We start from the raw sequence: 26,921 nt of genomic DNA, 5'->3' as shown, positions 1-26,921 counted from the left end.
TGATGCTCCCGCTTCAATTCAATAACCGTGTTGCACTCAGATCCTGCAACCAGCCTTTCATTGTTGCTCCTGGCGGGTTAAAAAAATTGGGGCGCAGTAATGGCGATAGGCAAGTATCTTCATTCTCGATGTGAAATCTGGTCAATACAAGTGTAAATACTGCGTGAACTAAAAATAGGTATTTTTCGTTGCGTCAGGCGTTATTTTTCAAGGGCTAAAGCCAAGTGTCTAGTTCGTTCTGATCAATTAAGTTCGTGTTTGTAGTACCAATCCTACAGCAGTGTAAGTAGCAGTCTTACGGTGGCTCTGGACTGCTCCTACAACAACTTTTTGTGTCGGGACTTAATCTGGTCTCACCTGCCAACGCAGGGCAACTTAATCGACGGAAGAACTATCATGAAAAAGCTTTCCTTTATCGCTCTTGCGATCGCCGCAGCCGCTGTAATGTCCACCACTGCCAACGCTGCCACCGGTACCCTGCAGTTCACCGGTAACCTGACTGCTGCCAGCTGCACCGTGACACCAGGTGGTGATGCCAGCGCCGGTCCTGGCAGCGACATCCTCGTCGACATGGGTTCGGTATCGTTCAGCGATCTGGAAACCGCTTCGCCAGGCCGTGGTTCGGTTGGCGTTGCCGTGACTGATCTGAGCTTCGACGTCAGCTGCAGCGGCGTTGGCGCTTACAACACTGTGGTCATGAACTTCGACCCGCAAGCCGGTACCGGTCGCGACGCTTCTGACTCTCGCCTGTTGGCCCTGGCTACCGGTGGTGCCGCCGGTGCTGCGATCGCAGTCGTTGATAACAATCGCAACATCATCGACATGTCCAACGACCCGGAAGTGCGTGCAGCCCTGACTGTTAACGCGGGTACCGGTGCCGGCACCGCCAAGATCGATCTGGCCGCTGCTTACTTGCGTACCACTGGTCCTCAAACTCCAGGCGCTGCAAACGGTAGCCTGCCGTTCGTGCTGACTTACGAGTAAGTAACGCTTGCTGCCGGATGCGCTGCCCATTAGCGCGCATTCGGTAGTTTCGCTCTCTTTTTTTTGGCTTTGGCGCATGTATCGCACTCTGGCGGTCTGCATTTTTTATTTATGTTTGGGTTTTCATGAGTTCGCTGTAACGCAAGGGCACCTTTATTACTCGAATGCCGATGCAGTCACAGGATTTTCTCCTGGGGCGTGAGGTGTGGTCCTGTTTTTGAAGTGGTTGATGAGTGATCAGATTAATAGCGGCTTTGAGGTTTTAATTATGTATAAGTCCACTTTGAAAGTACTGGCGGGCGCGCTGTCCATCCTGTGTCTCTCTAATGCCCAGGCGGGTATTACCCTGGGCGCAACCCGCATGATTTTCGATGCCAAGAACAAAGAAGAAAACATCACCGTACGCAATGAAGGTAACAAGCCGATCCTGTTGCAATCCTGGCTGGACGATGGCCAAAAGGACGACGGTGCGGTGCCCTTCGCGGTGACGCCTCCGCTGACCAAAATGGCTGCCAATGGCCAACAGTTGTTGAGGGTGCTTTACAAAGGTGCGGGTTTGCCTCAGGACCGCGAGTCGGTGGTATGGCTGAGCGTGCAGGAAATCCCGACCAGTGTTGAAGGCAAGAACACGTTGCAAATCGCCGTGCGGCAAAAGATCAAGGTGTTCTACCGCCCGGCTGATCTCGTCGGTGAGGTCAAGGACGCCCCCGGTTCCCTGCAATGGCAGCTGGAGAAGGGTGGCAAGGCGCTGAGCGTCTACAACCCGAGCGTATATCACGTGTCGATGGTGCAGTTGATGGGTGAAAAGCCTGGAGACGACAACCTGATCGCCGAGCGCTTCATGATTTCCCCCGGCGAGCGCAAAAGCTTCGACGTCAAAAACGGCAGCTTGAATGTCGGCTCCGAGTTCAGTTTCCGCAGCATCAATGACTGGGGCGGTCAGGAGTTGTACCGCACCACACTTCAGTCCGCTTCCAGCACGACGGCGAAACGATCGGAAGCCAAGTGAGCCTCTGAACTTCGTGTTTCCCCATAGACCGCTCGGGTGTTTTTCACAAAGCACCCGGTGGACGGACTTCGCCTCGCACAAATGAATCCGGGTTTAATCATGCGCACATTCCAGCATCGTCACAGCACTCGCTTGCCGCATCCAGACAAACCGTCTCGGCTGTCACACCTGAGTATGGCGGTTGCTCTGGGAATGTCCGTGCACGGGATCGCCTTCGCGGCCGAGGAGGAAGAGGCGGCACCGGTAACCTTCAACACCTCCTTTATCCAGGGTCGCGGTCAGCCGGTGGACCTCAAGCAATTTATCGAAGGCAATAGCGTCCTGCCTGGCACCTATCGCGTGGATATTTATGTCAACCGCAACCTCAGCGGGCGGCAGGACATTACCTTCCAGCAGCAGGACAATGGTGACGTCACGCCATGCCTGACATTGTCCATGTTGCGCCAGTACGGCGTGGACCTGGACAAGTTGGTGGCCGAAGGCACCTTGAGCGCCGACGCCGATACGGGGAGCTGTGTGGATGTCAAAGCGCTGATCCCGGAGTTCAGCAGCGAGTACGAACCGAACGTGCTGCGCCTGCATTTGGGGGTTCCCCAGGCCATGATGAGTCGCCTGTCGCGCGGCTACGTCGATCCGGCGTTGTGGGATGAAGGCGTTACCGCCGCGTTCACGGATTACAGCCTGAATGCCAGCCGTCGCAAAAACGACTACGCCACCACCGACAGTCTTGCCGCGAATTTCCGAACGGGCCTGAACATCGGGCCGTGGCGTCTGCGCAACGAGTCGAGTTACTCCAAAGGTTCCGATACCCCGGGCGTGTTCAACAGCAACCGCAACTATGCCCAGCGCGACATTACGTCGTTGCGCAGTCAGCTGACCCTGGGCCAGACCTATTCCGACTCGGAAATTTTCGACAGTGTGCGCTACAAAGGCGCGCAGCTGAGTTCCGATCTGGGGATGCTGCCGGACAGTGAGCGCGGTTATGCACCGGTAATTCGTGGCGTGGCCAACAGCAATGCCACGGTGGAAGTGAAGCAAAACGGTTTCAACCTCTATACCACCACCGTGTCGTCCGGGCCGTTCGAACTCACGGACATCTACCCGAGCGGTTCCAACGGTGATCTGGAAATCGTCATCACTGAAGCCGATGGCGAGGTGCGCACCTTTACCCAGGCGTTTGCGTCGCTGCCGATTCTGGTCCGTCGCGGCAGCTGGCGTTACAGCCTTGACGTGGGGCAGTACGACTCCCTGAACGATGAGGGCAATTCGCCGTTCTTCAGCGCGGGTAACCTGGTCTACGGCTTGACGGATAACACGACGACGTTCGGTGGGTTGATGTTCAGCGATGGCTTCAGTGCGGCCAACCTGGGGGTGGGTTTCAACACCCCGGCGGGGGCGATTTCCGTCGACGGCACTCAATCGAACAGCACCAGCCAACTGGGCAGGAATACCGGACAGAGCCTGCGTTTTCTCTACAGTAAAACCCTGAACCTGACGGGCACCACCTTTACCCTCGCCGGCTACCGCTATTCGACCGAGGGCTATCGAACCTTCAGCGAGCACGTCGATGACAACACTCGCGAGCTCAATGAGCAGCCAAAAGGCCGGGCCAAGTCGCGCTTCAATCTGTCGGCCAACCAGGTGCTGGGCGACGGTTATGGTTCGCTGTATGTGTCCGCCAGCGATCAGACCTACTGGAACCTGCCGGGCCAGACCCGCACCTTTCAAGCCGGTTATTCCAACTACTGGAAACGTGCGAACTATTCGTTCGATATCACCCATACCAAGTTCGCCGACAACCAGAGTGCCTTCTCCGGGCAAGGTAGCTCGCGTTCCAGCGATACCCAGGCGACGTTCAGCATTTCGTTCCCGTTGGGTGACGATGGTCGTGCTCCGCGTGCCAATTTCAGCGCTGCCAACGACAGCAGCGGCACTAGTTCCCGGGCCAATGTCAGTGGCTACGTGGCGGGACGCGACGACCTGAACTTTTCGGTTGGCGCCAGTCGTGGGGTTACCGGCACGTACAGCGGTGACGCTCAGGTCAGCGCCAAGACGCCGTACGCCAACCTGGGTGCCGGCTACAGCCAGGGCGACAGCTACAAGTCGGGCAACCTGAGTGCTCGCGGTTCGGTGGTGGCCCATGCCGGCGGCATCAACTTCGGTCAATCGGTTGGCGAAACCTTTGTCCTGGCTGAGGTCGAGAATACGCCGGGTGTCCAGGTCGGTCGTTATGCCGGCGTCAAGACCGGGTCCAATGGCTACGCCGTCATCCCCAATGCCCAGCCTTATCGCGGCAACTTCGTGAACCTCAATACCCAGGACCTGGGCGCCGAGATTGAATTGGAAAGCACCAGTCAGCAGGTGATTCCTCGTCGCGGGTCGATCACCCGGGCAACGTTCAAGGCCAAGAGCGGGATGCGCCTGGAAGCGACCTTCAATTACCTCAACGGAAAAGTGCCCTTCGGTGCGGTGGTCGAAGACGAATCAGGGCTGCAACTGGCGGTGGTGGACCCGCGGCAGACCGCGCTGCTGCTGGTCGAAAAAACCGAGGGGACCTTGCGGGTCAAATGGGCTGACCAAAGCTGCACGGCGCAATACGTCATGAGCGAAAAAGTAGCGGGTGAAAACTACCAGAGCAAAGTCTTGTCTTGCCAGTAGCGTGTTGATCGCGCGTTTCGTTGAACAACAACCTGCTTTTGAGGAAGCGTCTTCATGAGTATCAATAGATTGCTTCCCGCGACTGCAATGTTGAAACAAGTCATTCCGATGTATCAGCCGATCATCAACATTCCGCTGCGTCGTGTCGTCGGCTTCGAAGCGCTCGCAAAATGCCTGCATCCCCGATGGCTGGATGTCGCGCCCCAGGTGTTTGTTCCCCTGGCCAGGCGCAGCGGCGTCCTCAATGACATGACGATCTGCCTCTGTGAGCAGGTGGCGCTGGACCTGGGCGCGCTCGAAGCGGTTCACATCAATGTGGAAATGAATCAACTGGCGGATGCTTCGATGGTCGAGCGAATTGTCCAGGCTTTCGCGCCCATCGTTCCAAGCCTTTTGGGCGTTACGTTCGAGATCAGCGAAGACGGTGATGTCGAGGTTGATTACTTTCGTGTCTTGCAGGGCGTGGAGCGACTCAAGGCATTGGGGGCTCAACTGGCACTGGAAAATTTTGGCAACGGGTATTCCAACTTCGAGCGTTTGTGCGAGCTGCCCGTGGATATCCTGAAGATTCCCCGCAGTCTGATCTGCGGCATGGCGACCGGTCATAAAGGCCTGGCTTGCGTCAAGGCGACACTGGCACTGGCCGAATCATTGAGGCTGACGACCATGGCCGAAGGCGTCGATAACTTCTTCCAGGTCCATGCCCTCAAGCAGATGGGGTGCATCACCGTTCAGGGGATCTGGTATTCGCGCCCCCTGACCTTCGAAGCGGCCAAAGCGTTCAAGCTGGAACACCTGAATATCCGGTAACACCTGACCACCCGGGCAATGAGCTCAATTCGAACCTGCCGGGCGCAGGTCCCTTATCCCTTTCACGAGAAGCCTTGAATGAAAAAGATCTCCCTATTGGCCCTGGCCATTGCCGCCAGTGGTGCATTCTCCGGTTCGGCATTGGCCGCCAATGGAACACTGCAATTCAACGGTGACCTTAACAACGCCAGTTGCTCGGTCACCCCCGGTGGTGATGCCAGCGTGGGTCCAGGGAGCAATATTCTGGTGGATATGGGCGACGTGTCCTTTGGCGATCTGGAAGTGGCTTCGCCTGGCGTTGGCAACGTCGGGGTGGCTGTCGCCGATCTGAATTTCGATATCGGTTGCCCGAGCGGCGTCGAGAACCTGAATACCGTCGTGATGAACTTCGACCCGAACACCGGCAGTGGCCTGGACCGAGTGGACGGTCGCTTGCTGGGACTGTTGCCTGGCGGAGCAGGGGGGGCGGCCATTGCACTGGTCAATAGCGCCAACGACATCATCGATATGTCCAGCGCCCCTCGTGTATCCGCACCGTTGAGCATCGATAACGCCGGGGTTGGCACCGCGAATATCGCCCTGCGGGCGACCTACCTGAAAACCGCCGGGGCTGAAGTGCCGGGTGCCGCGAATGGTACGCTGCCGTTTGTGTTGCGCTACGAATAAAAAGGTAGGCGCGAGCCTGCTCGCGAAAGCGGTGGGTCAGCCGGCATGGTGCTGGATGGGAGGGCCCTTTCGCGAGCAGGCTCGCTCCCACAGGGGGATTGGCGTTGCTCTGGAAGCCTGTGTCCGATCACCGTCCATTGTGGGAGCGAGCCTGCTCGCGAAAGCGGTGGGTCAGCCGGCATGGATGTTGGTTGGGAGGGCCTCTTCGCGAGCAGGCTCGCTCCCACAGTGAATCTCTGTTGCTCAGATGATCTCTGTGGGAGGCGTCCCCTCAACCATGGAATCTCCCACAGGTTATTCGTGCAGTCTGGTTTACCAGTTGTAGCGATACCCGACCGACACCGCCCAAGGCTGTTCGATGTCGCTGCCCTGGGTGTGTCGGCCTTCGACGAAGAAGTCGTGCTTGTCCGCCGCCGTCACCCTGACCCCGCCACCGATTTCCGCCCTTGAACCCGGCAAGCGACTGTCGAGTTTCGCGCCGTTGACCGTCACCTGGCTGTGGCCGGCATGTTCGATGATCCAGGTGGCCTTGGCGTACGGTTTCACCGCGACACCGTTGTCCAGGTGCAACTCACGGCCGAGCATGCCGCCGATACGGCTTTGCACCGAGATCATTGCATCCTGTTCGACACTCAAACCGTTGCTGGCGGTGTAGCGGCCTTCGCTGATCCGCGCCACTTGCAATCCGGCCTGAGGCTCGACAAACCAGCCCTGGCCGAGGTCGATCTGCTTGCCGATTTGCGCTTGGGCGCTCACCGCGTGGTTCGTGTAGTTCGCCGTGACCTTTTGCCCAAGGTTGCTGGTGATGTTGATGTCGTTGTCCAGGTGGCTGTATTTCAACGCGCCGTCGACATACAGGCCGTTGCGGTCCAGGTAACTGGCGTAGCCACCGAGGGTGGTGCTGTCGATCGTGCCTTGGCTGGCTTCACCGAATGCCTGCTGGCCCTGACCCTGGCCGACCAAACCACCGATGTAAAGCGTGCCATTGGCGAAGGGCAGCGCCCCGTCGGCACCGATTTCCATGCCGTTCGCCTGTTGCTCAAAGGCCCGGCTGCTGCCGCTGTCCAGGCGTTGTTCGGCGCCGTAGCCACGGGTCCACAGGCCGCCCTGGTCCTGGCCCGAACGCAGGTCGCTGAAGTGGCCGACGGTGGCGCTCATCTGGGCGTCGATCAAGGCTGCGTTGGCGGCCTGACTGGCGACGGCCGCGTTGGCGCCCTTGCTCAGGGTTTCAGCTTGAGGGCGATGCGGTGGTGGTAGCGGGTTGCTGGGCTCAACAGGAGCCACAGGAAAAACCGGCGGCAAAGGCGGAACTGCTGGAGGCGCTGAATAAACCGGCGGCGCTTGCTCACCCGGTTCATCGGTCGGATCGATCTTGCCGGTGTTCAGCAAATACCAATCGTCGCCCACAAGCTGCAGTTCATAACGGAAGGCGCCGGCATCCACTGTCTCGCCCTGGAGCTGGAACTTTCCGCTGCCGCCATTGCCATCCACCAACAGCAACCCCGTCAGGTCCTGCGGGGCATTTCCCGAGTCGGCGACCAACAGCGTATGGCTGCCCCGGATCTCGCTCAGCACATTGATCCGGTCACCCTCGTGAGCAGCCAAGTCGGTGTTCATCAGGAACTGACTGTTGCCGCTTAGCTGGCCCTTGATCGTCAGGGTATGAAAGCGGGTAGCCGGATCGGCAAAACGGACCTGACCATATAAATGGTTATCTCCGCCCAGAATCGCGTCACCCCTCAGTCGCAGCAAGCCGCCGTCGTTGACGATGGTATCGCTGGCTTCGGCGCCATTGCCCAGGACCATGAGGCCGCCGTCGTCCACAATGGTCCGGTTCATCTGGGTGCCCGCCACACCTTCGATCGTACCGCCCCGGTTGATCTGTGACATGTCGGCGACGGCGTTGCCCCAAAGGGACATGTAGCCACCGTTCACGGTGGTGTCTTGGGCTGTAGCGTTGTCAGCGAGGGTCAGTTGGCCGTTATTGAGTATCGAACCGATGGCTGAGGAGGACTCTCTCAAAAACACCTGACCATTGTTGATGGTGGTGTCATAGACCCGGGCCTCCTGAAAGGTTTCGATTATTCCGCCGTTTATGGTCGTCTGATTCGCCGTCGAGGTGTGATAGATCTCCATTAGCCCGCCGTTCACGGTCGTGCCATTGGCCGTGGCATTACAGAACTCCGTGTCGTTGCACGCCAGGTTCACGGTTCCACCGTTGAGGATGGTGTGACTGGCAATGGCTCTGTCAGACACATCCAGCAGTCCGCTGTTGATGATCGTATTTTCCAGCGTGGCGGAACCGTGAGCCAGCATGGTTCCGCCCTCGACAGTCACGTTTGCGAGGGTGTTGATGTTGGCGGAATAGGTTGTTGCAGGCTCGATGATCAAACCATCATAGGCGGGTGAATTGCAGGGATCGTCTTCAACTTCTTCGCACACACTGTCTGACCAGGCAGGCGAACTGCCCGCCAGCAGCAGCGCCATGACGATAGGCTTCGCCACACCGCCGGACTGATGAACACCAGATAGCTTTGAAACAGGGGTCGCAAATAAACGCATTGAGGATTACCGGACACGCAAAAAATGAGGTACGCATTTTCTGGGTCAGGCAGGACGGGGTAACGAGGACGCTTCCCAAAGTTTGAAGGAAGCGTCCTACAAAATGATGTCGGATTTTGGCTGCAATGGCCTTCCCGCAACGTAGAGGACAAGTCCCTCAGACCAGTTCGTTTCTCTGGGCAAAGTTGATCAACTGCAACAGGTTGGCGGCGTTGACCTTCTGCATGATGCGGGTCTTGTAAGTGCTGATGGTTTTGTTGCTGAGCAACATTTCCCTGGCAATGACCATGTTGCTTTTTCCCTGGGCCAGGCCATGCAGGACCTTGAGTTCGCGACTCGACAGGCGTCTGAGCAGTTGCACGTCGTTGTCGGCAAAGTCGCTGTGACGAACCGATTCGATCGTGTTGATCGGAAAGTAACTCTTGCCGCTGGCGATGGCTTGCAGTGCCGAGGCGACCTCCTGCGGATCACCCACCTTCGACAGGAAGGCGGCCGCACCGGCGCGCATGCATTGCGCCGCGTACGCGACGCTTTTCATCGCGGTGTACACCAGGACCCTCGCCGGTATGGCGCACGTCCTCATGCGGTTGATGACGATCAGGCCATCGAGTAACGGAATATCCAGATCGAGCACCACCACGTCCGGTTTCAACTCCAGGGTTTTGCTGATCGCATCGACGCCATTTTCGCACTCGCCGATGATCTCATGGCCTGCACGGGTCAGAATCATTCCGATGGCCATGCGCACGACGGCGTGGTCATCGACTAACAGGACTCTCATGGTGTTGGCCTCAGCCAGTCTTCTTTACTGAAATTCACGAATGTTCCATTGGCTAGTGATGCTGAGCAAAAAACTCCAGCCAGGCTGGAGTCCAGGTTGTGTCGGGGTCAGATTTGGAACTTGACCACCATGTCATTGAGGTCAACGGCCAGCCGCGCCAACTCTTTGCTTGCCGCGTTGACTTGCTTGGCGCCGCTGCTCGATTGCATCGAAAGGTCATTGATGTTGAGCAGGTTACGGTCCACTTCACGGGCCACCTGTGCCTGCTCTTCCGCCGCGCTGGCGATCACCAGGTTGCTTTCATTGATTTCCATGACGGCCACATTGATGGTCTGCAGCGCGGCGCCTGCGCCCTTGGCGGTTTCCAGGGTCGACAGCGAGCGGGCGGTGCATTGGCGCATGGACGCCACGGCATTTTCGGTACCGTTTTGAATGCTGGTGATCATTCGCTCGATGTCGCTGGTGGACTGTTGGGTTCGATGCGCCAGCGCTCGTACTTCATCGGCGACAACGGCAAACCCGCGTCCGGCTTCGCCTGCACGCGCCGCTTCGATCGCCGCATTGAGCGCCAGCAGGTTGGTTTGATCGGCGAGCCCGCGAATCACTTCCAGGACTTTACCGATGTCCTGGGACTCGACCGCCAATGCACTGATCAGGTCGGCAGCGCCTTGTACGTCCATGCTCATACTTTCGATGGCGATCAGGGTCTCGCCGACCAGCACACAGCCGTCCTCGGCCGAGCGCGTGGCGTTTTGCGAGGCGTCGGACGTGCTCACCGCATTGCGGGCGACTTCTTCTACTGCGCTGGTCATTTCAGTGACGGCGGTGGCGGCCTGTTGAATTTCCAGGGTCTGTTGCGTCATGCCCTCGGCGCTTTCCGCCGTCACGCAATCGAGCTCTTCGGTGGCGCAGGCCAGTTGGGTCGCGGATGTAGAAATCTGCCGCAGGGTGTCGCGCAGTGTGCCTTGCATCGTTTGCATGGCCAGCAACAGGCGGGCGGCTTCGTCCTTTCCCTCGATGGCGATGGTGCGGGTGAGGTTACCCCGGGCAATTTCGTCCGCCACATTCAACGCCAGGTTGATCGGCCCGGTGATGCTGGTGGTCAGTCGCCAGGCGCACAACAGGGTCAGAGCCGTAGAAAAAAACATCAGGCCGATGGTGACGTGAGTGGTGTAGTCGAATTGCTCAGCGTTGACTTTGGCGGCCTCCTTGCTTTGGTCGGCATTGATCGAAATCATTGCGTTAATGAGGGCGCTGCTGGTGCTGTAATTGTCCAGCAGCGCGCCATTCAACAAGGCAATGGCGGCCTCGTCCTTGTCGGTGCGCACCAGCTTGATCAGTTCGATTTCGAGTTTTGCGTAGTTGGATTGATGTCTGACGAGGGTCTCGTAGCTGCTGCGTTCCGCCGGGCTGGAAATGAACTGCAGGTAGGACTGTTGGGTGTCCCGGGTCTTTTGTTGAAGTTCGGCCAGTTCACTGATGATTTTTTCCTGGGCCTCGGGCTCGCTGGTCGTACGCAGTTGCTGGTTCAGATTGCGCTGGCGCTGGATGACGTAGCTGAACTCGCTGAGTTGTACGAGGCTCGGCACATCGCTGTTGGCGATATTTTCCCCCACCTCGGCGATTGCGTTCATTCTGGAAAGTGAATATCCGCCGAGAATCAACATCATCAAGGCAATCAGGAGAAACCCCAGGAACGCTCTGGGCGCAATATTCAGATTTCGTAGCGTCATCGTTTAATCCTATAGGTTCAAATGAGTCGGGGGTTCAATGCCGAACGATCACTGGCCAGCGCCAGCCCTTCGATCAAAGGACCCGATACGGTTTTTGCCGGCGCGTGGGTTTGAAGGCGCAGATGAACGAGTACGAATTCTGCTGGCGTGCAAGTCGCCAGTAACGAGGACGGTTCCGTATTTATGAAGGAAATGTCCTACAAAAAAGGTCGGACTCCTTTCACAAACGGGGTGGTTTTCGAGAGGAGCTGGCAACATCTCGAAGCACTCTCTCGGGCAGGCGCCGGGCACTTTCGATCTAGGCTGGTGGCCTCAAGGTTCGGTCACACCTTTTTGTGGAGGCGTAAACAATGAACACCCGTGGATTGCTCGATCAATTGCTCAAGTCCGGCCAGGACCTGTTGCAGAACAAGGCGGGCGGGGCGCAGAACAAGGCGTCCGGTGGCCTGGGTAGCTTGCTGGGCGGCAACGGCGGCTCGGGTGGGCTCGGCAGCCTGTTGTCGGGGGCCGGTGGCGGCGCACTGGCGGCGGGTGCCATGGGCCTGCTGCTGGGCAGCAAGAAGGCGCGCAAGGTCGGTGGCAAGGTCGCGGTCTATGGCGGTCTCGCCGCATTGGGTGTACTGGCCTACAAGGCCTACGGAAACTGGCAGGCCCAGCAGGGCAGCGCGCCAAAAGCCGAACCGCAAACCCTGGATCGCCTGCCAATGGCGCAGGTCGAGCAGCACAGCCAGGCGATTCTCAAGGCCCTGGTGGCCGCCGCCAAGGCTGACGGTCATATCGACGAGCGCGAGCGCGAGCTGATCGAAGGCGAGTTCACCAAACTCGACAACGATCAGGAACTGCAACACTGGCTGCACGCCGAACTCAACAAACCACTGGATCCGAGCGATGTCGCCCGCGCTGCCACTACCCCGGAGATGGCCGCCGAGATGTACATCGCCAGCGTGATGCTGGTGGACGAGGAGAGCTTCATGGAGAAGTCCTACCTCGATGAGCTGGCGCGTCAGCTCAAGCTGGAACCGGGGTTGAAGGCTGAGCTGGAGAAGCAGGTGAGGCTGGCAGCAGTTTAAGCCTCAGGCCGCCTTCGCGAGCAGGCTCGCTCCCACAATGGATGGGTGTACGCAAGTCCACTGTGGGAGCGAGCCTGCTCGCGAAGGCGTATTCATTCACCCCCCCACCCCTCAATGACCAATCCACAGCCCCTTTCTGCCAAATCACCACTGGCACTGCGCCCACGATTTAGCGGACATTCCCAATCCAGAGCCAATCCCTGCTTTTAAAGGCGGGATGAGAAGTGGTGCGCACCCGTCTTATAAATGAAACACCGCCCTCGGCTATACTCCCCCGCATTTGGAAACAACCCGAGGACAACCTGTGAAGAACTGGACGTTGCGCCAACGCATTTTGGCGAGTTTTGCAGTCATCATCGCCATCATGTTGTTGATGGTGGTCGTCTCGTATTCGCGGCTGTTGAAGATCGAAACCAGCGAGGCCAGCGTGCGAGAAGATGCGCTGCCGGGGTTGTTTTACAGTTCGATGATTCGCGGTGCCTGGTCCGACAGTTATCTGCGGATACAAGCCATGCTGGGCCTTGAAGAAGGGAAGGGCTTCAACACCCGGGATGCCGCGGATTTCAATGCCTTTGCCGCGCGCCTGCAAGAGCAGATGGAGCTCTATCGCCAGACCATCACTGACGATGAGGACAAGGCCGAATACGCCGCGTTCCAGAAATTCCATGAGGAATACCACCGGATTCTGAGCGCGGTGATTGATCTGCATAAACGCAACCAGGATGCCGATGCCATCAAGATGTTCAATGAAGAGCTGACACCGGCCTGGACGGCGGGTCGAGTGAAGCTCTATGACATCCTGCTTCACAACAAGGCCGTGGCCGACAAGGACATTGCGGCCATTGATGACGCGGTGCTCACCGCCAAAATCATCATGGGTATTTCCCTGCTGATTGCGGTACTGGCCGCCGGCCTCTGCGGCCTGCTGCTGATGCGCGCGATCATGGCGCCTATGAACCGCATCGTGCAGATCCTCGAAGTGATGCGCACGGGCGACCTGAGCCGTCGCCTGAACCTGGAACGCAAGGACGAGTTCGGCGCCGTGGAAACCGGGTTCAACGACATGATGACCGAGCTGACGTCGCTGGTGTCCCAGGCCCAGCGTTCGTCAGTGCAGGTCACCACGTCGGTCACCGAAATTGCCGCCACTTCCAAGCAGCAGCAAGCCACCGCCACCGAAACCGCCGCCACCACCACCGAGATCGGCGCGACTTCCCGGGAAATCGCCGCCACCTCGCGGGATCTGGTGCGCACCATGACCGAAGTCTCCACCGCCGCCGATCAGGCGTCGGTCGCTGCCGGTTCCGGGCAACAGGGTCTGGCGCGCATGGAAGAAACCATGCACTCGGTGATGGGCGCGGCGGATCTGGTCAATGCCAAGTTGGCGATCCTCAACGAGAAGGCCGGCAACATCAATCAGGTGGTGGTGACCATCGTCAAGGTGGCCGACCAGACCAACCTGCTCTCGCTCAACGCCGCCATCGAGGCCGAGAAGGCCGGTGAGTACGGTCGCGGTTTTGCCGTGGTCGCCACCGAAGTGCGGCGCCTGGCGGACCAGACTGCCGTCGCGACCTACGACATCGAGCAAATGGTGCGTGAGATTCAGTCGGCGGTGTCGGCCGGGGTGATGGGCATGGACAAGTTCTCCGAAGAAGTGCGCCGGGGCATGTCCGAGGTGCAGCAGGTCGGCGAGCAGCTGTCGCAGATCATCCATCAGGTGCAGGCACTGGCCCCGCGGGTGTTGATGGTCAACGAGGGCATGCAGGCCCAGGCCACCGGCGCCGAGCAGATCAACCACGCGCTGGTGCAGTTGGGCGATGCCAGCAGCCAGACCGTCGAGTCCCTGCGTCAGGCCAGTTTCGCTATCGACGAACTGAGCCAGGTGGCCGTCGGGCTGCGCAGTGGCGTCTCGCGATTCAAAGTCTGATGAGCGAACTCACCGCCAAACGCGCTGGCGTGAAGCCGGCGTTGCACGCGTTGTTCCTGGTGTTTCGCATCGGCAGCGAGCGTTATGCCTTGCGGGCGACCGAGGTGGCGGAAGTGCTGCCGCGCCTGCCATTGAAGCCGATTGCCCACGCACCGCACTGGGTGGCCGGCGTATTCGCCTGGCGCGGTGCAGTGGTGCCGGTGATTGACCTTAGCGCCTTGACCTTTGGCACGCCGGCCCAGGCGCGCACCAGCACGCGGCTGGTGCTGGTGCATTATCGACCGGATGAGCACGCACAGGCGCAAATGCTCGGGTTGATTCTGGAACAGGCCACCGACACCTTGCGCTGCGATCCGGCGGACTTTCAGTCCTATGGCCTGGACAATCGCCAGGCGCCGTACCTGGGACCTGTCCGTGAAGATGCCCATGGCTTGCTGCAGTGGGTGCGGGTCGCCGATCTTTTGGATGAGCGGGTTCGTGCACTGTTGTTTCCGACTCCACCCCTGGACCCCTCGTTGCTTGAGGAGTGTCCATGAACAGCGATCAGCGGTTTTTCGATTTCCTCAAGGAACGCATCGGCCTCGACGTGACGTCGGTGGGCCCGGCGATCATCGAGCGTGCGGTGCGTCAGCGCAGCGTGGCGTCCCAGGCACAGACGGCTGATGAGTACTGGCGCACCTTGCAGGGTTCAGGCGACGAGCAACAGGCCCTGATCGAGGCGGTCATCGTCCCGGAGACCTGGTTTTTCCGTTACCCGGAGTCCTTCGCCACCCTGGCGAAACTGGCAACCCAGCGCCTGGCCGACATCAACCACCTGCGCGCCCTGCGGATTCTCAGCCTGCCGTGCTCCACCGGCGAAGAGCCGTACTCGATAGCCATGGCGCTGCTGGATGCCGGGCTCAAGCCACACCAGTTCAAGGTCGAAGGCATGGACGTCAGCCCGCTGTCGGTGGAAAAGGCCCGATGCGCGCTGTACGGCAAGAACTCCTTTCGCGGACAGGACATTGCCTTTCGCGACCGCTATTTCACCGCCGAAAACGACGGTTATCGCCTGAGTGGCAGGGTGCTGGAGCAAGTGCGCGTGCAAGTCGGCAATCTGCTCGATCCGGTCTTGCTCGCCAACGAGCCTCCCTATGACTTCGTGTTTTGCCGCAACCTGCTGATCTACTTCGATCTGCCGACGCAAAAACAGGTGTTCGAAGTCCTCAAGCACCTGACCCATGTCGACGGCGTGCTGTTCATCGGCCCGGCCGAGGGCAGTCTGCTGGGGCGTCTGGGCATGCGCTCGATCGGTATCCCGCAGTCCTTCGCTTTCAGCCGCCAGAACACCGTGACACCTGAGCCCTTGCCGACATTCGCTGCCACGCCCATGCCGATACCTTTGCCGGTACCGCAACCGGTGCGTCACGCGGTGACGCCGGCCACCAGGCGCCCGTTTGCCAGCGTGGCGCGGGCGGCGCCCACCGTGAAAGCAGAAAACACCGACGCTGGCGCACTGTTGGCGACCATCGCCACGCTGGCCAACGAAGGCAAAAGTGCCGAAGCCCGTGCAGCCTGCGAACGTTACCTGCGCAGCCATGAGCCCGTGGCCCAGGTGTTTTACTGGCTGGGGCTGCTCAGCGATGTCGCTGGCAATGCCCTGGAAGCCCAGGGCTTTTATCGCAAGGCGTTGTACCTCGAACCGCAACATCCCGACGCGTTGATGCACCTGGCCGCCTTGCTGCAGTCCCAGGGAGATACCGTGGGTGCCAGACGATTGCAGGACCGCGCCGCCCGCAGCGAGCGCGCCGCCGAGAGTGAGCGTAAACGATGATCGCCCCCGACACCTTTAGCGTCACCCGTGAAGATGCCCAGACCATCGACGATTGCTGGAATCGCATCGGCATCCATGGCGACAAGTCCTGCCCGCTGCTGATCGAACACATCCATTGCCGCAATTGCGCGGTGTATTCGGCCGCCGCGACGCGCCTGCTGGATCGTTACGCACTGCAACAGGAAGATCGCCAACACCTGTCCGGCGCGCTGGAGAGCGAGGTGAAGACCCGCTCGCTGCTGATGTTCCGCCTCGGCGAAGAATGGCTGGGCCTGGCCACCCGCAGCCTGGTGGAAGTGGCGCCGCAGCAAGCCATCCACTCATTGCCGCACCAGCGTTCCCGCGCCTTGCTGGGCGTGGCGAACGTCCGGGGAGCGCTGGTGGCGTGCCTGTCCCTGGTCGAATTGCTGGGGCTGGAGGGGGGCAGCAGCGCGCCCGTCGGTATGCGGGTCATGCCGCGCATGTTGATCATCGCCGCCAATGGTGGGCCGGTGGTGGTGCCGGTGGACGAGGTGGACGGCATCCATGCCATCGACGAGCGCATCCTCGACGCGGCGTCGCGTTCAGGAGCTCAGGCCGGTGCCAAATACACCCGGGGCGTACTGCAATTCAAAGGTCGCAGCCTGCGTTGGCTGGATGAAGAACAGCTGTTGTCCGCCGTGACCCGGAGCCTTTCATGACCCCTGAACAAATGCGCGACGCCTCTTTGCTGGAATTGTTCAGCCTGGAAGCCGAAGCCCAGACCCAGGTGCTGAGCGCCGGTCTGTTGGCGCTGGAGCGCGACCCGACCCAGGCCGATCAACTCGAATCGTGCATGCGCGCGGCGCACTCGCTCAAGGGCGCGGCGCGGATCGTCGGTGTCGATGCTGGTGTCAGCGTGGCCCATGTCATGGAGGATTGCCTGGTCAGCGCCCAGGAAGGGCGCCTGTCCCTGCGTCCCGAACACATCGATGCCTTGTTGCAGGGCACCGACCTGCTGATGCGTATCGCCACGCCGAACAATGCGCCGGGCTCTGGGGATATCGAGGAATATGTCGCCTTGATGGCACGCTTGCTCGATCCGGCAAACACCATGTCCACCCTGTCACCCGCCGCGCCGGTGATGGCGGAGCTTCAACTTGAAGCACCTGAACCCAAGGTCGAAGAACCTGCTCCGCTCGCCGAACCGTTGCCCGCTGAATTCGTGGTCGCCCCCAAAAAGACCCGCCGCACCACGGAAAACGGCGAGCGCGTATTGCGCGTTACCGCCGAGCGACTGAACAGCCTGCTCGATCTGTCGAGCAAATCCCTGGTGGAAACCCTGCGGCTCAAACCGCACCTGGCCACCATGCAGCGTCTCAAGCGCATGCAGAACAACAGCCTGCGGGCGCTGGAAAACCTCAACGTCCATCTCAAGGACCACGCCCTGAGCCTCGAAGCCCGGGAAGCCCTCGACGACGCACGCCGCCTGCTGGCGCAGTCCCAGCAGTTGCTGGTGGAGAAAAACGCCGAACTGGATGAATTCGCCTGGCAGGCCAGCCAGCGCGCGCAGGTGTTGTACGACACGGCACTGGCGTGTCGCATGCGGCCTTTCGCTGATGTGCTGGCCGGTCAGGTGCGCATGGTCCGCGATTTGGGTCGCAGCCTGGGCAAACAGGTGCGGCTGGAGATCGAGGGCGAGAAAACCCAGGTCGACCGCGATGTGTTGGAAAAGCTCGAAGCGCCATTGACGCACCTGCTGCGCAATGCGGTCGATCACGGCATCGAAACCCCGGAGCAACGGCGGTTGGCCGGCAAGCCGGAAGAAGGGGTGATCCGCTTGCGGGCCTCCCATCAGGCCGGGTTGCTGGTGTTGGAACTCAGCGATGACGGCAACGGCGTTGATCTGGAGAAGGTCCGCCGCAGCATCGTCGAACGCCAATTGTCCCCGGCCGACACCGCTGCTCAGTTGAGCGAAGAGGAGCTGCTGACGTTCCTGTTCCTGCCGGGTTTCAGCCTGCGCGAGACCGTTACTGAAGTGTCCGGACGGGGCGTAGGCCTCGATGCGGTGCAACACATGGTTCGCCAGTTGCGCGGGGCGGTGGTGCTGGAGCAGACGGCGGGCGAGGGCAGTCGTTTCCACCTTGAAGTGCCGTTGACCCTGTCGGTGGTGCGCAGCCTCGTGGTGGAAGTCGGTGGCGAGGCCTACGCCTTCCCGTTGGCCCATATCGAACGCATGTGCGACCTGGAGCCCACGGACATCGTGCAGGTCGAGGGCCGCCAGCATTTCTGGCATGAAGGCCGGCATGTCGGTCTGGTCGCCGCCAGCCAGTTGTTGCAACGCCCGGCGAGCCAGGGTGGCCAGCAGACCCTCAAGGTGGTGGTGATCCGCGAGCGCGACACGATTTACGGCGTGGCGGTCGAACGCTTTATCGGCGAGCGCACCCTGGTCGTGCTGCCGCTGGATGAGCGATTGGGCAAGGTGCAGGACATTTCCGCCGGGGCCTTGCTCGACGATGGTTCGGTGGTGCTGATCGTCGATGTTGAAGACATGCTGCGCTCGGTGGACAAACTGCTCAACACCGGCCGCCTGGAACGCATTGCCCGCCAGAGCAGCCAGGTCGCCGAAGCGGCCCGCAAAAGGATTCTGGTGGTCGACGACTCCCTGACCGTGCGCGAGCTGCAGCGCAAGTTGCTGCTCAATCGCGGTTATGACGTGGCGGTGGCGGTCGACGGCATGGATGGCTGGAACGCCCTGCGTTCGGAGGATTTCGATCTACTGATCACCGACATCGATATGCCGCGCATGGACGGCATCGAGCTGGTGTCGTTGTTGCGCCGGGACAATCGCCTGCAATCGCTGCCGGTGATGGTGGTGTCCTACAAGGATCGTGAAGAGGACCGTCGTCGTGGACTGGATGCCGGAGCCGACTATTATCTAGCCAAGGCCAGTTTTCATGACGATGCCCTGCTCGATGCAGTGGTTGAGCTCATAGGAGGAGCGCGGGCATGAAAATCGCAATCGTCAATGACATGCCCATGGCGGTGGAGGCCTTGCGCCGGGCGCTGGCCTTCGAGCCGGCACACCAGGTGATCTGGGTGGCGGGCAATGGCAAGGAGGCGGTGCAAAAGTGCGCTGAACAGACGCCTGATTTGATCCTGATGGACTTGATCATGCCGGTGATGGACGGCGTGGAAGCCACCCGCCGGATCATGGCTGAAACGCCGTGTGCCATCGTCATCGTCACCGTGGATCGCCAGCAGAACGTGCACCGGGTGTTCGAAGCCATGGGCCACGGCGCGCTGGATGTGGTCGACACCCCGGCGCTCGGTGCCGGCAATGCCCAGGAAGCCGCGGCACCGTTGCTGCGCAAGATCATGAACATCGGTTGGCTGATCGGCGAGAAGAGCAGGCAGGCGCCCGTCGCTCCGGGCCCGCTGCGCCATTCGCCCTCGCGCCAGCGCCTGATTGCCATTGGTTCATCCGCTGGCGGACCGGCAGCGCTGGAAGTCTTGCTCAAGGGGCTGCCGAAGGATTTTTCCGCCGCTATCGTGCTGGTGCAACACGTGGATCAGGTGTTTGCCGCCGGTATGGCCGAATGGCTCGGCAGCGCCAGTGGCCTGAATGTGCGCCTGGCCCGGGAGGGTGAGCCTCCGCAAAGCGGCACGGTGCTGCTGGCCGGCACCAATCACCACATCCGATTATTGAAAAACGGCACCCTGGCTTACACCGCCGAACCGGTCAACGAAATCTATCGGCCCTCGATCGATGTGTTTTTCGAAAGCGTGGCCAGTTACTGGAACGGCGATGCGGTCGGCGTTTTGCTCACCGGCATGGGGCGTGATGGCGCGCAGGGGCTTAAACTCATGCGCCAGCAGGGGTACCTGACCATCGCACAAGACCAAAACAGCAGTGCGGTGTATGGCATGCCGAAGGCGGCTGCGGCCATCGATGCCGCCGTGGAAATACGCCCGCTGGAAAAGATAGCGCCACGATTGCTGGAGATCTTTCCAAAATGACTACTTTTAGCAGCAATCCTGGCACAGGCAGTTCTCAGGTGAACGCACATGAATGAATTACAGCTCGACGACTTCAAGACTGACGAAAATGCCGCCATGGTGTTGTTGGTGGACGATCAGGCGATGATCGGCGAGGCCGTGCGGCGCGGGTTGTCGAATGAAGAAAACATCGACTTCCACTTCTGCGCCGACCCGCACCAGGCCGTTGCCCATGCGGTCCGCATCAAGCCGACGGTGATCCTGCAGGATCTGGTCATGCCCGGTCTGGACGGCTTGAGCCTGGTGCGTGAGTACCGCAATCACCCGGCGACCAGGGATATTCCGATCATCGTTCTGTCGACCAAGGAAGACCCGCTGATCAAGAGCGCGGCGTTTGCAGCCGGGGCCAATGATTACCTGGTCAAGCTGCCGGACAACATCGAGCTGGTGGCGCGTATCCGCTATCACTCGCGCTCCTACATGACCTTGTTGCAGCGTGATGCGGCCTACCGCGCCCTGCGGGTCAGCCAGCAACAGTTGCTCGACACCAATCTGGTGCTGCAACGCCTGATGAACTCCGATGGCCTGACCGGGCTGTCCAATCGCCGGCATTTCGACGAGTACATGGAACTGGAGTGGCGGCGTTCGCTGCGGGAACAAAGCCAATTGTCGCTGTTGATGATCGATGTGGACTATTTCAAGGCCTATAACGACACCTTCGGCCACCTGGAGGGCGATGAAGCCTTGCGCAAGGTCGCCGCGGCCATCCGCGACGCCAGTGCCAGGCCTTCTGACCTGCCGGCCCGCTACGGCGGTGAAGAGTTCGCCCTGGTGCTGCCCAACACCTCTCAAGGCGGCGCGCGGCTGGTGGCGGAGAAGCTGCGCATGACCGTGGAAGACCTGAAGATCCCGCACAGTTCCCCGAGCGAAGGATCGAACCTGACCATCAGTATCGGCCTCTCGACCATCACTCCGACAGCGGGCAGCCATTGCCGGGAATTGATCTCGGCGGCGGACAAGGGGCTGTATCTGGCGAAGAACAATGGGCGCAATCAGGTGGGGATCGGCTAAACGACGCAAAATACCTGTAGGGGGCCGGGTAGGGCCCTAATGCCAGTCAGTCATGCTGAAAAAAAACTGTGGCGAGGGGATTTATCCCCGTTGGGCTGCGAAGCGGCCCCAAAAATGGGACTGCTACGCAGTCCAACGGGGATAAATCCCCTCGCCACATTTGATCTGTGCGGTTGCAAAGATCGTACGCAAACCCCCGCTTTTCGGCCAAGCGGACTGCCGTTGGCGGTTGTTTGACGTTATACTCGCCGGCTTTCAAAAGTTCGCCTACGAGTGCTGCCCGCCATGGAAATCAACCCGATCCTGAACACCATCAAGGACCTGTCCGAGCGCTCCGAAACTATTCGGGGGTATCTTTGACTACGATCAAAAGCATGAGCGTCTGATCGAAGTCAATCGCGAGCTTGAAGATCCGGGTGTCTGGAACAAGCCTGAATACGCCCAGGAGCTGGGCCGCGAGCGCTCTGCGCTGGCGCAGATCGTCGAGACCCTGGACGAGTTGTCCGGTGGCCTGGCCGATTGCCGCGACCTGCTGGACATGGCCGTCGAAGAGAACGACGAAGGCGCCGTGAGCGATGTGGTCGCCGAACTGGCCCGCCTCGAAGAGAATCTGGCCAAGCTGGAATTCCGTCGCATGTTCAGCGGCGAGATGGACCCGAACAACGCCTACCTGGATATCCAGGCCGGCTCCGGCGGTACCGAAGCCCAGGACTGGGCCAACATCCTGCTGCGCATGTACCTGCGCTGGGCCGACAAACGCGGTTTCGACGCGACCATCATGGAGCTGTCGGCCGGTGAAGTCGCCGGTATCAAGGGCGCCACCGTGCATATCAAGGGCGAGTACGCCTTTGGCTGGCTGCGTACCGAGATCGGCGTGCACCGTCTGGTGCGCAAGAGCCCGTTCGACTCCGGCAACCGTCGCCACACCTCGTTCTCCGCTGTTTTCGTCTCGCCAGAGATCGACGACAAGGTGGAAATCGAGATCAACCCGGCGGACCTGCGGATCGATACCTATCGTTCCTCCGGTGCCGGTGGTCAGCACGTAAACACCACCGACTCGGCCGTACGTATCACCCACGTACCGACCAACACCGTGGTCAGCTGCCAGAACGAGCGTTCCCAGCACGCCAACAAGGACACCGCCATGAAAATGCTGCGGGCCAAGTTGTACGAGCAGGAAATGCAGAAGCGCAATGCCGCTTCCCAGGCGCTGGAAGACACCAAGTCGGACATCGGCTGGGGTCACCAGATCCGTTCGTACGTGCTCGATGCGTCGCGAATCAAGGATCTGCGCACCAACATCGAACGCAGCGACTGCGACAAGGTGCTCGACGGCGACATCGACGAATACCTGGTGGCCAGCCTGAAATCAGGGCTGTAAGCCGTCAGTCCGACCTCAAGTCCCCCGCCATCGGTGGGGGCAACGAACCTGTGATGGAATATTTAAAGACATGAGCGACCTACAACTCGACCCGCAAGCCCTGCAACAGGAAGAAAACTCCCTGATCGCCCTGCGCAAGGAAAAGCTTGCTGCCGAGCGCGCCAAGGGCAATGCCTTCCCGAACGACTTCCGCCGCGAAAACTACTGCGATGCACTGCAGAAGCAGTACGCGGACAAGACCAAGGAAGAGCTGGCAGAGGCTGCAATCCCGGTCAAGGTTGCCGGTCGCATCATGCTCAACCGTGGCTCGTTCATGGTGATCCAGGACATGACCGGTCGCATCCAGGTCTACGTCAACCGCAAGACCCTGTCCGAAGAAACCCTGGCCGCGGTGAAAACCTGGGACATGGGCGACATCATCGCCGCCGAAGGCACCCTGGCCCGTTCCGGCAAGGGCGACCTGTACGTCGAAATGACCTCCGTGCGCCTGCTGACCAAGTCCCTGCGTCCGCTGCCGGACAAGCACCACGGCCTGACCGACACCGAGCAGCGCTATCGCCAGCGCTACGTTGACCTGATCGTCAACGAAGACGTGCGCCAGACCTTCCGCGTGCGTTCGCAAGTCATCGCCCACATCCGCAGCTTCCTGATGAAGCGTGACTTCCTGGAAGTGGAAACGCCGATGCTGCAAACCATTCCGGGCGGCGCGGCAGCCAAGCCGTTCGAAACCCACCACAATGCGCTGGACATGGAAATGTTCCTGCGTATCGCCCCGGAGCTGTACCTCAAGCGTCTGGTGGTCGGTGGTTTCGAGAAAGTGTTCGAAATCAACCGCAACTTCCGTAACGAAGGCGTTTCGACCCGTCACAACCCTGAATTCACCATGTTGGAGTTCTACCAGGCTTACGCCGACTACGAAGACAACATGGACCTGACCGAAGAACTGTTCCGTGAACTGGCACAGCTGGTTCTGGGCAGCACCGACGTCCCTTATGGCGACAAGGTGTTCCACTTCGGCGAGCCGTTCGTGCGCCTGTCGGTGTTCGACTCGATCCTCAAGTACAACCCCGAGTTGACCGCTGACGATCTGAACGACATCGACAAGGCTCGTGACATCGCCAAGAAGGCCGGTGCCAAGGTGCTGGGCTTCGAAGGCCTGGGCAAGCTGCAAGTGATGATTTTCGAAGAGCTGGTCGAGCACAAGCTGGAGCAGCCGCACTTCATCACCCAGTACCCGTTCGAAGTGTCGCCGCTGGCCCGTCGTAACGACGAGAACCCGAACGTCACCGACCGTTTCGAGCTTTTCATCGGCGGTCGTGAAATCGCCAACGCCTACTCCGAGTTGAACGACGCGGAAGACCAGGCCGAGCGCTTCATGGCGCAGGTGGCCGACAAGGACGCCGGCGACGACGAAGCCATGCACTACGACGCCGACTTCGTTCGCGCGCTGGAGTACGGCATGCCGCCAACGGCCGGCGAAGGCATCGGCATCGACCGTCTGGTGATGTTGCTGACCAACTCACCGTCGATCCGCGACGTGATCCTGTTCCCGCACATGCGGCCACAAGCGTAAGTGTTTCAATTAAAAAGCCGCCAGAAATAGGCGGCTTTTTTTTGCCTGTCTGGTACAAACGTATCAAATGGTTAATTTTGAAGTAGAGAGAGGAATTCCGGTCGTGAACCATGCATTGGCTCAAGAAGGTGCAGCGGACGTCGCCACTGCGGTCGCTGAAAGTGTTCAGTACCAGGGTCGCAAGGCCAGCCGACAGGGCAGTGAGCAGCGTCGACAGGACATTCTCGATGCGGCGATGCGCATTGTCGTGCGCGATGGCGTACGCGCCGTGCGTCACCGGGCGGTGGCGGCTGAGGCCAATGTGCCGCTGTCGGCCACCACCTACTACTTCAAGGACATCGATGACCTGCTCACCGATACCTTTGCCCAATACGTGGAACGCAGCGCGGCCTACATGGCCAAGCTGTGGAACAACAACGAAGGCCTGCTGCGGGAAATGATTGCCAGCGGCGACGGCAGTCCCCAGGCGCGCTCGCACCTGGCGGACGAAATTGCGCGGTTGATGGCCGACTATGTTCACCGGCAGTTGGTCACCCGCCGAGAGCACTTGATGGCCGAGCAGGCGTTCCGTCAGGAAGCGTTGCTGAACCCGCGCCTGGCTGAGTTGGTGCGCTCGCACCAGCAAATTCTCCTCCAGGGTTCCTGCCAGCTTTTCCAGGTATTGGGTTCCCGCGAGCCACAACAGGATGCCAAAGTGTTGACGGCTATAATCGGACGGATGGAATATCAAGGCCTGCTCAATGACGCCGAGCCGGTCGCCGAAGCGGAAATGCTCGGCATACTTACGCGTTATATGCATTTGGTGCTGGCTTCGGTCTAATCCCGATGCGAAGGCTAACCTCTGTGGGAGCGAGCCTGCTCGCGAATACGGTCTGACATTCAACATCTTTGTTGCCTGACACGCCGTCTTCGCGAGCAGGCTCGCTCCCACAGCGGAGTGGCCACTTCAGGTAGGTGTCTGTTCAAAGGGAGTGTTGAATGAAAGCCTGGCGTGTCGTCGTGATCGCCTTGTCGTTCCTGCTGCTCAGTGGCTGCCTGGTGACCTTCACGGAACCGCTGCCCACGAGCGAGCCAGCGCCCAAAGGGTTGCTCGGCAAATGGACCAGTACCAACGCCTGGGGTGAGCCGCTCAACCTGGAGCTGACCCGTATCGGCGACAACCGCTATCAGGCGGTCAGCTATTTCAGGGCCAAGCCCAGGGAGCGCGAAGCCTATCCCTTCACAGTGTCGCGCCACGGCAATCGCTGGTACCTCTCGGCGAAGGTGCCGGCACAGTTCGGCGGGCATTTCACCATTGCCGGGTTTGAACTCACCGACAAGCGCGAACTGGTGGTGTACAACCTCGACCTCGAGCAAATCAGACAGGCGCTTGGCCAGGAAGCCCTCAGTGGCGAAGGCTTCCAGACCGACGACGGCGAAGGCGTGCTGATCAACAGCCATATGGACCAGGTTTCCGCTTATCTCGACGATCCGGCCAATTCCGATGTGTTCGTCGAAGCGGTACGCTATCAGCGCCAGGCAACGGCCAAATAACCAACACGTTTTCTTCAGGAGTTTCCGGTGGACGATTACCAGCAGTCGATACGCATTCTGTCCGATCGCATTGTGCTGGCGCAGACACCGATCCGCGTCCTCGATGCGGTCAAATGGGATGACACCATCCGCAAGGGTTTCCTCAAGGCCAAGGGCAAGGAAATGCCGGCGGTGGACCGCGACTATTACCTCAACCGGCCGCTGACGTTCGACTCCAGCAAAGTGAAGCTGGAGTTCCAGAACATCGAACGTGACATCACTCGCCAGCTCGGGCAGTTCAACCCGGTCGGTCAGATCATGCGCCGCATGTGCAAGGAATACCGGATGGTGGTGCGTATGCTCGAAGCGCGCGGCACCGAGGATTTCGGCCTGATATCCCAGGAGTTGTACGGCGCCGCTTCCGACGCATTCCACGCCGGTGACCCGACGTTATCGGACCTTGGGCTGATGCTCTCCGATTACCTGAACAATATCGACGGTCGTGGCGACCTGAAGGATGAGCCCAAAACCCTCACCGCCAAGGATGCCGTCAGCCTGCTGCAGCATCGGTTGAGCAAGGTGTTTGGCGAGGCCGAGGAAACCATTCGGGTGTTCGAGTCCGACGGGATCGTTGCCGATGCGGCGGCTGGCGCCGACTACATCAAGATCCGCACCGATGCGATGTTCAACGAGCGTGACGTGCGGGCCCTGGAAGTCCATGAAGGGCTGGTGCACGTCGGCACCACCCTCAACGGTCTGAACCAGCCGATCTGCACCTTCCTGTCCAAGGGGCCACCCTCGTCGACGGTGACCCAGGAAGGGCTGGCGATCCTGATGGAAATCATCACCTTCGCCTCCTATCCCAGCCGTCTGCGCAAACTGACCAACCGCACACGGGCGATCCACATGGTGGAGGAGGGGGCCGACTTCCTGCAGGTGTTCGAGTTCTTCCGCGAACAAGGTTTTGAAATGCCCGAGAGCTACAGCAACACCAGCCGCGTATTCCGCGGCTCGACGCCGACAGGTCTGCCATTTACCAAAGACTTGTCCTACCTCAAGGGCTTCATCATGATTTACAACTACATTCAACTGGCCGTGCGCAAAGGCAAGCTGGAGCAGATCCCGCTGCTGTTCTGCGGCAAGACCACCCTGGAAGACATGCGCACCTTGCGCCAACTGGTGGATGAAGGAATGGTGGTGCCGCCCAAGTACTTGCCGGAACAGTTCCGCGACATGAACGCACTGTCGGCGTGGATGTGCTTCTCCAACTTCCTCAACCACCTGAGCCTGGACCGGATCGAGGCGGATTACTCCAATATCCTTTAATAGCGACGAGATCCCTTGTGGGAGCGAGCCTGCTCGCGAAAGCGGCATACCAGTCAACATCAATGCTGAATGACGCACCGCTTTCGCG

At 59.9% G+C, this 26,921-nt stretch carries 21 protein-coding genes and 1 pseudogene; 18 read left to right on the top strand and 4 right to left on the bottom strand.

The genetic code is table 11. The annotated features are described in order from the left end of the window. Window positions 1-396 precede the first annotated feature (396 nt). From HNQ83_RS28370 to HNQ83_RS28350, 5 genes are all read left to right on the top strand, one after another. Window positions 397-984 (top strand): fimbrial protein, encoded by a 588-nt coding sequence (locus tag HNQ83_RS28370; RefSeq protein ID WP_175392154.1) that lies wholly within the window; start codon window positions 397-399, stop codon window positions 982-984. 268 nt (window positions 985-1,252) lie between these two features. Then, the gene (locus tag HNQ83_RS28365; RefSeq protein ID WP_256669291.1) at window positions 1,253-1,993 is read left to right on the top strand and encodes a molecular chaperone; all 741 of its coding nucleotides are present in this window, start codon (window positions 1,253-1,255) and stop codon (window positions 1,991-1,993) included. Window positions 1,994-2,185: 192 nt separating this feature from the next. Continuing rightward, entirely contained in the window at window positions 2,186-4,651 is a 2,466-nt protein-coding gene (locus HNQ83_RS28360; RefSeq protein ID WP_175392153.1) for a fimbria/pilus outer membrane usher protein, read from the top strand. Window positions 4,652-4,705: 54 nt separating this feature from the next. Then, entirely contained in the window at window positions 4,706-5,461 is a 756-nt protein-coding gene (locus tag HNQ83_RS28355) for an EAL domain-containing protein (RefSeq protein ID WP_175392152.1), read from the top strand. A gap of 78 nt (window positions 5,462-5,539) precedes the next feature. Continuing rightward, window positions 5,540-6,127 carry a fimbrial protein gene (locus HNQ83_RS28350; RefSeq protein WP_175392151.1) on the top strand — a complete coding sequence of 196 codons (588 nt, stop codon included), beginning with the start codon at window positions 5,540-5,542 and terminating at the stop codon, window positions 6,125-6,127. A gap of 312 nt (window positions 6,128-6,439) precedes the next feature. Here the strand turns inward: HNQ83_RS28350 and HNQ83_RS28345 are convergent, their stop codons facing one another. The 4 genes and pseudogenes from HNQ83_RS28345 to HNQ83_RS31800 form a co-directional block, all read right to left on the bottom strand. Beyond that, on the bottom strand, window positions 6,440-8,632 hold the full coding sequence (locus HNQ83_RS28345; RefSeq protein WP_372241936.1) for an autotransporter outer membrane beta-barrel domain-containing protein: 2,193 nt from the start codon (window positions 8,630-8,632) through the stop codon (window positions 6,440-6,442). Between the two features lie 214 nt (window positions 8,633-8,846). Further along, window positions 8,847-9,470 (bottom strand): response regulator transcription factor, encoded by a 624-nt coding sequence (locus HNQ83_RS28340; RefSeq protein ID WP_175392150.1) that lies wholly within the window; start codon window positions 9,468-9,470, stop codon window positions 8,847-8,849. A 107-nt stretch (window positions 9,471-9,577) separates the two neighbouring features. Further along, on the bottom strand, window positions 9,578-10,333 hold the full coding sequence (locus tag HNQ83_RS31805; RefSeq protein ID WP_372241937.1) for a methyl-accepting chemotaxis protein: 756 nt from the start codon (window positions 10,331-10,333) through the stop codon (window positions 9,578-9,580). A gap of 99 nt (window positions 10,334-10,432) precedes the next feature. Next, window positions 10,433-11,203: pseudogene (locus HNQ83_RS31800) on the bottom strand (MCP four helix bundle domain-containing protein); the annotation flags it as partial. 350 nt (window positions 11,204-11,553) lie between these two features. Between HNQ83_RS31800 and HNQ83_RS28330 the strand changes: the two are divergent. The 13 genes from HNQ83_RS28330 to HNQ83_RS28270 all read left to right on the top strand — a co-directional run bounded on the left by HNQ83_RS28330 (window position 11,554) and on the right by HNQ83_RS28270 (window position 26,833). Continuing rightward, a complete protein-coding gene (locus HNQ83_RS28330) occupies window positions 11,554-12,273 on the top strand; it encodes a tellurite resistance TerB family protein (protein WP_175392148.1) in 720 nt (239 codons plus the stop codon). A gap of 304 nt (window positions 12,274-12,577) precedes the next feature. Beyond that, window positions 12,578-14,200, top strand: coding sequence for a methyl-accepting chemotaxis protein (locus tag HNQ83_RS28325; RefSeq protein ID WP_175392147.1), 1,623 nt, complete (start codon window positions 12,578-12,580; stop codon window positions 14,198-14,200). Continuing rightward, complete coding sequence (locus HNQ83_RS28320; protein WP_175392146.1) at window positions 14,200-14,736, top strand: chemotaxis protein CheW; 537 nt, start codon at window positions 14,200-14,202, stop codon at window positions 14,734-14,736. The genes HNQ83_RS28325 and HNQ83_RS28320 overlap by 1 nt, the downstream gene beginning before the upstream one ends. After that, on the top strand, window positions 14,733-16,013 hold the full coding sequence (locus tag HNQ83_RS28315; RefSeq protein ID WP_175392145.1) for a CheR family methyltransferase: 1,281 nt from the start codon (window positions 14,733-14,735) through the stop codon (window positions 16,011-16,013). Before HNQ83_RS28320 ends, HNQ83_RS28315 begins: the two co-directional genes overlap by 4 nt. Beyond that, the gene (locus tag HNQ83_RS28310; protein ID WP_175392144.1) at window positions 16,010-16,693 is read left to right on the top strand and encodes a chemotaxis protein CheW; all 684 of its coding nucleotides are present in this window, start codon (window positions 16,010-16,012) and stop codon (window positions 16,691-16,693) included. The genes HNQ83_RS28315 and HNQ83_RS28310 overlap by 4 nt, the downstream gene beginning before the upstream one ends. Beyond that, window positions 16,690-18,984: a hybrid sensor histidine kinase/response regulator gene (locus HNQ83_RS28305; RefSeq protein WP_175392143.1), complete on the top strand. Its 2,295-nt coding sequence runs from the start codon at window positions 16,690-16,692 to the stop codon at window positions 18,982-18,984. Before HNQ83_RS28310 ends, HNQ83_RS28305 begins: the two co-directional genes overlap by 4 nt. Further along, window positions 18,981-19,991, top strand: a complete 1,011-nt coding sequence (locus tag HNQ83_RS28300; protein ID WP_175392142.1) for a chemotaxis response regulator protein-glutamate methylesterase — start codon at window positions 18,981-18,983, stop codon at window positions 19,989-19,991. Before HNQ83_RS28305 ends, HNQ83_RS28300 begins: the two co-directional genes overlap by 4 nt. Before the next feature lie 48 nt (window positions 19,992-20,039). After that, window positions 20,040-21,041 (top strand): PleD family two-component system response regulator, encoded by a 1,002-nt coding sequence (locus HNQ83_RS28295; protein WP_175392141.1) that lies wholly within the window; start codon window positions 20,040-20,042, stop codon window positions 21,039-21,041. Window positions 21,042-21,326: 285 nt separating this feature from the next. Further along, window positions 21,327-22,422, top strand: a protein-coding gene (prfB, locus tag HNQ83_RS28290) for a peptide chain release factor 2 (protein ID WP_175392140.1) whose coding sequence is annotated in 2 segments (ribosomal slippage) — window positions 21,327-21,398 and window positions 21,400-22,422 — 1,095 coding nt in all. Because the reading frame shifts where the segments join, the coding sequence is not laid out codon by codon here. Window positions 22,423-22,492: 70 nt separating this feature from the next. Next, window positions 22,493-23,995, top strand: coding sequence for a lysine--tRNA ligase (gene lysS / locus HNQ83_RS28285; protein WP_095197128.1), 1,503 nt, complete (start codon window positions 22,493-22,495; stop codon window positions 23,993-23,995). Window positions 23,996-24,110: 115 nt separating this feature from the next. Continuing rightward, the gene (locus tag HNQ83_RS28280; RefSeq protein ID WP_175392155.1) at window positions 24,111-24,815 is read left to right on the top strand and encodes a TetR/AcrR family transcriptional regulator; all 705 of its coding nucleotides are present in this window, start codon (window positions 24,111-24,113) and stop codon (window positions 24,813-24,815) included. A gap of 158 nt (window positions 24,816-24,973) precedes the next feature. Beyond that, window positions 24,974-25,528: a hypothetical protein gene (locus HNQ83_RS28275; RefSeq protein ID WP_175392139.1), complete on the top strand. Its 555-nt coding sequence runs from the start codon at window positions 24,974-24,976 to the stop codon at window positions 25,526-25,528. Window positions 25,529-25,555: 27 nt separating this feature from the next. Further along, window positions 25,556-26,833 (top strand): flavohemoglobin expression-modulating QEGLA motif protein, encoded by a 1,278-nt coding sequence (locus tag HNQ83_RS28270; RefSeq protein ID WP_175392138.1) that lies wholly within the window; start codon window positions 25,556-25,558, stop codon window positions 26,831-26,833. Window positions 26,834-26,921: the final 88 nt, after the last annotated feature.

It is taken from the genome of Pseudomonas sp. C2B4, assembly GCF_013359695.1.
Classification (GTDB): domain Bacteria; phylum Pseudomonadota; class Gammaproteobacteria; order Pseudomonadales; family Pseudomonadaceae; genus Aquipseudomonas.
Note: the sequence above shows the minus strand (reverse complement) of the source record. Positions and strands in the feature narration are given on the sequence as shown.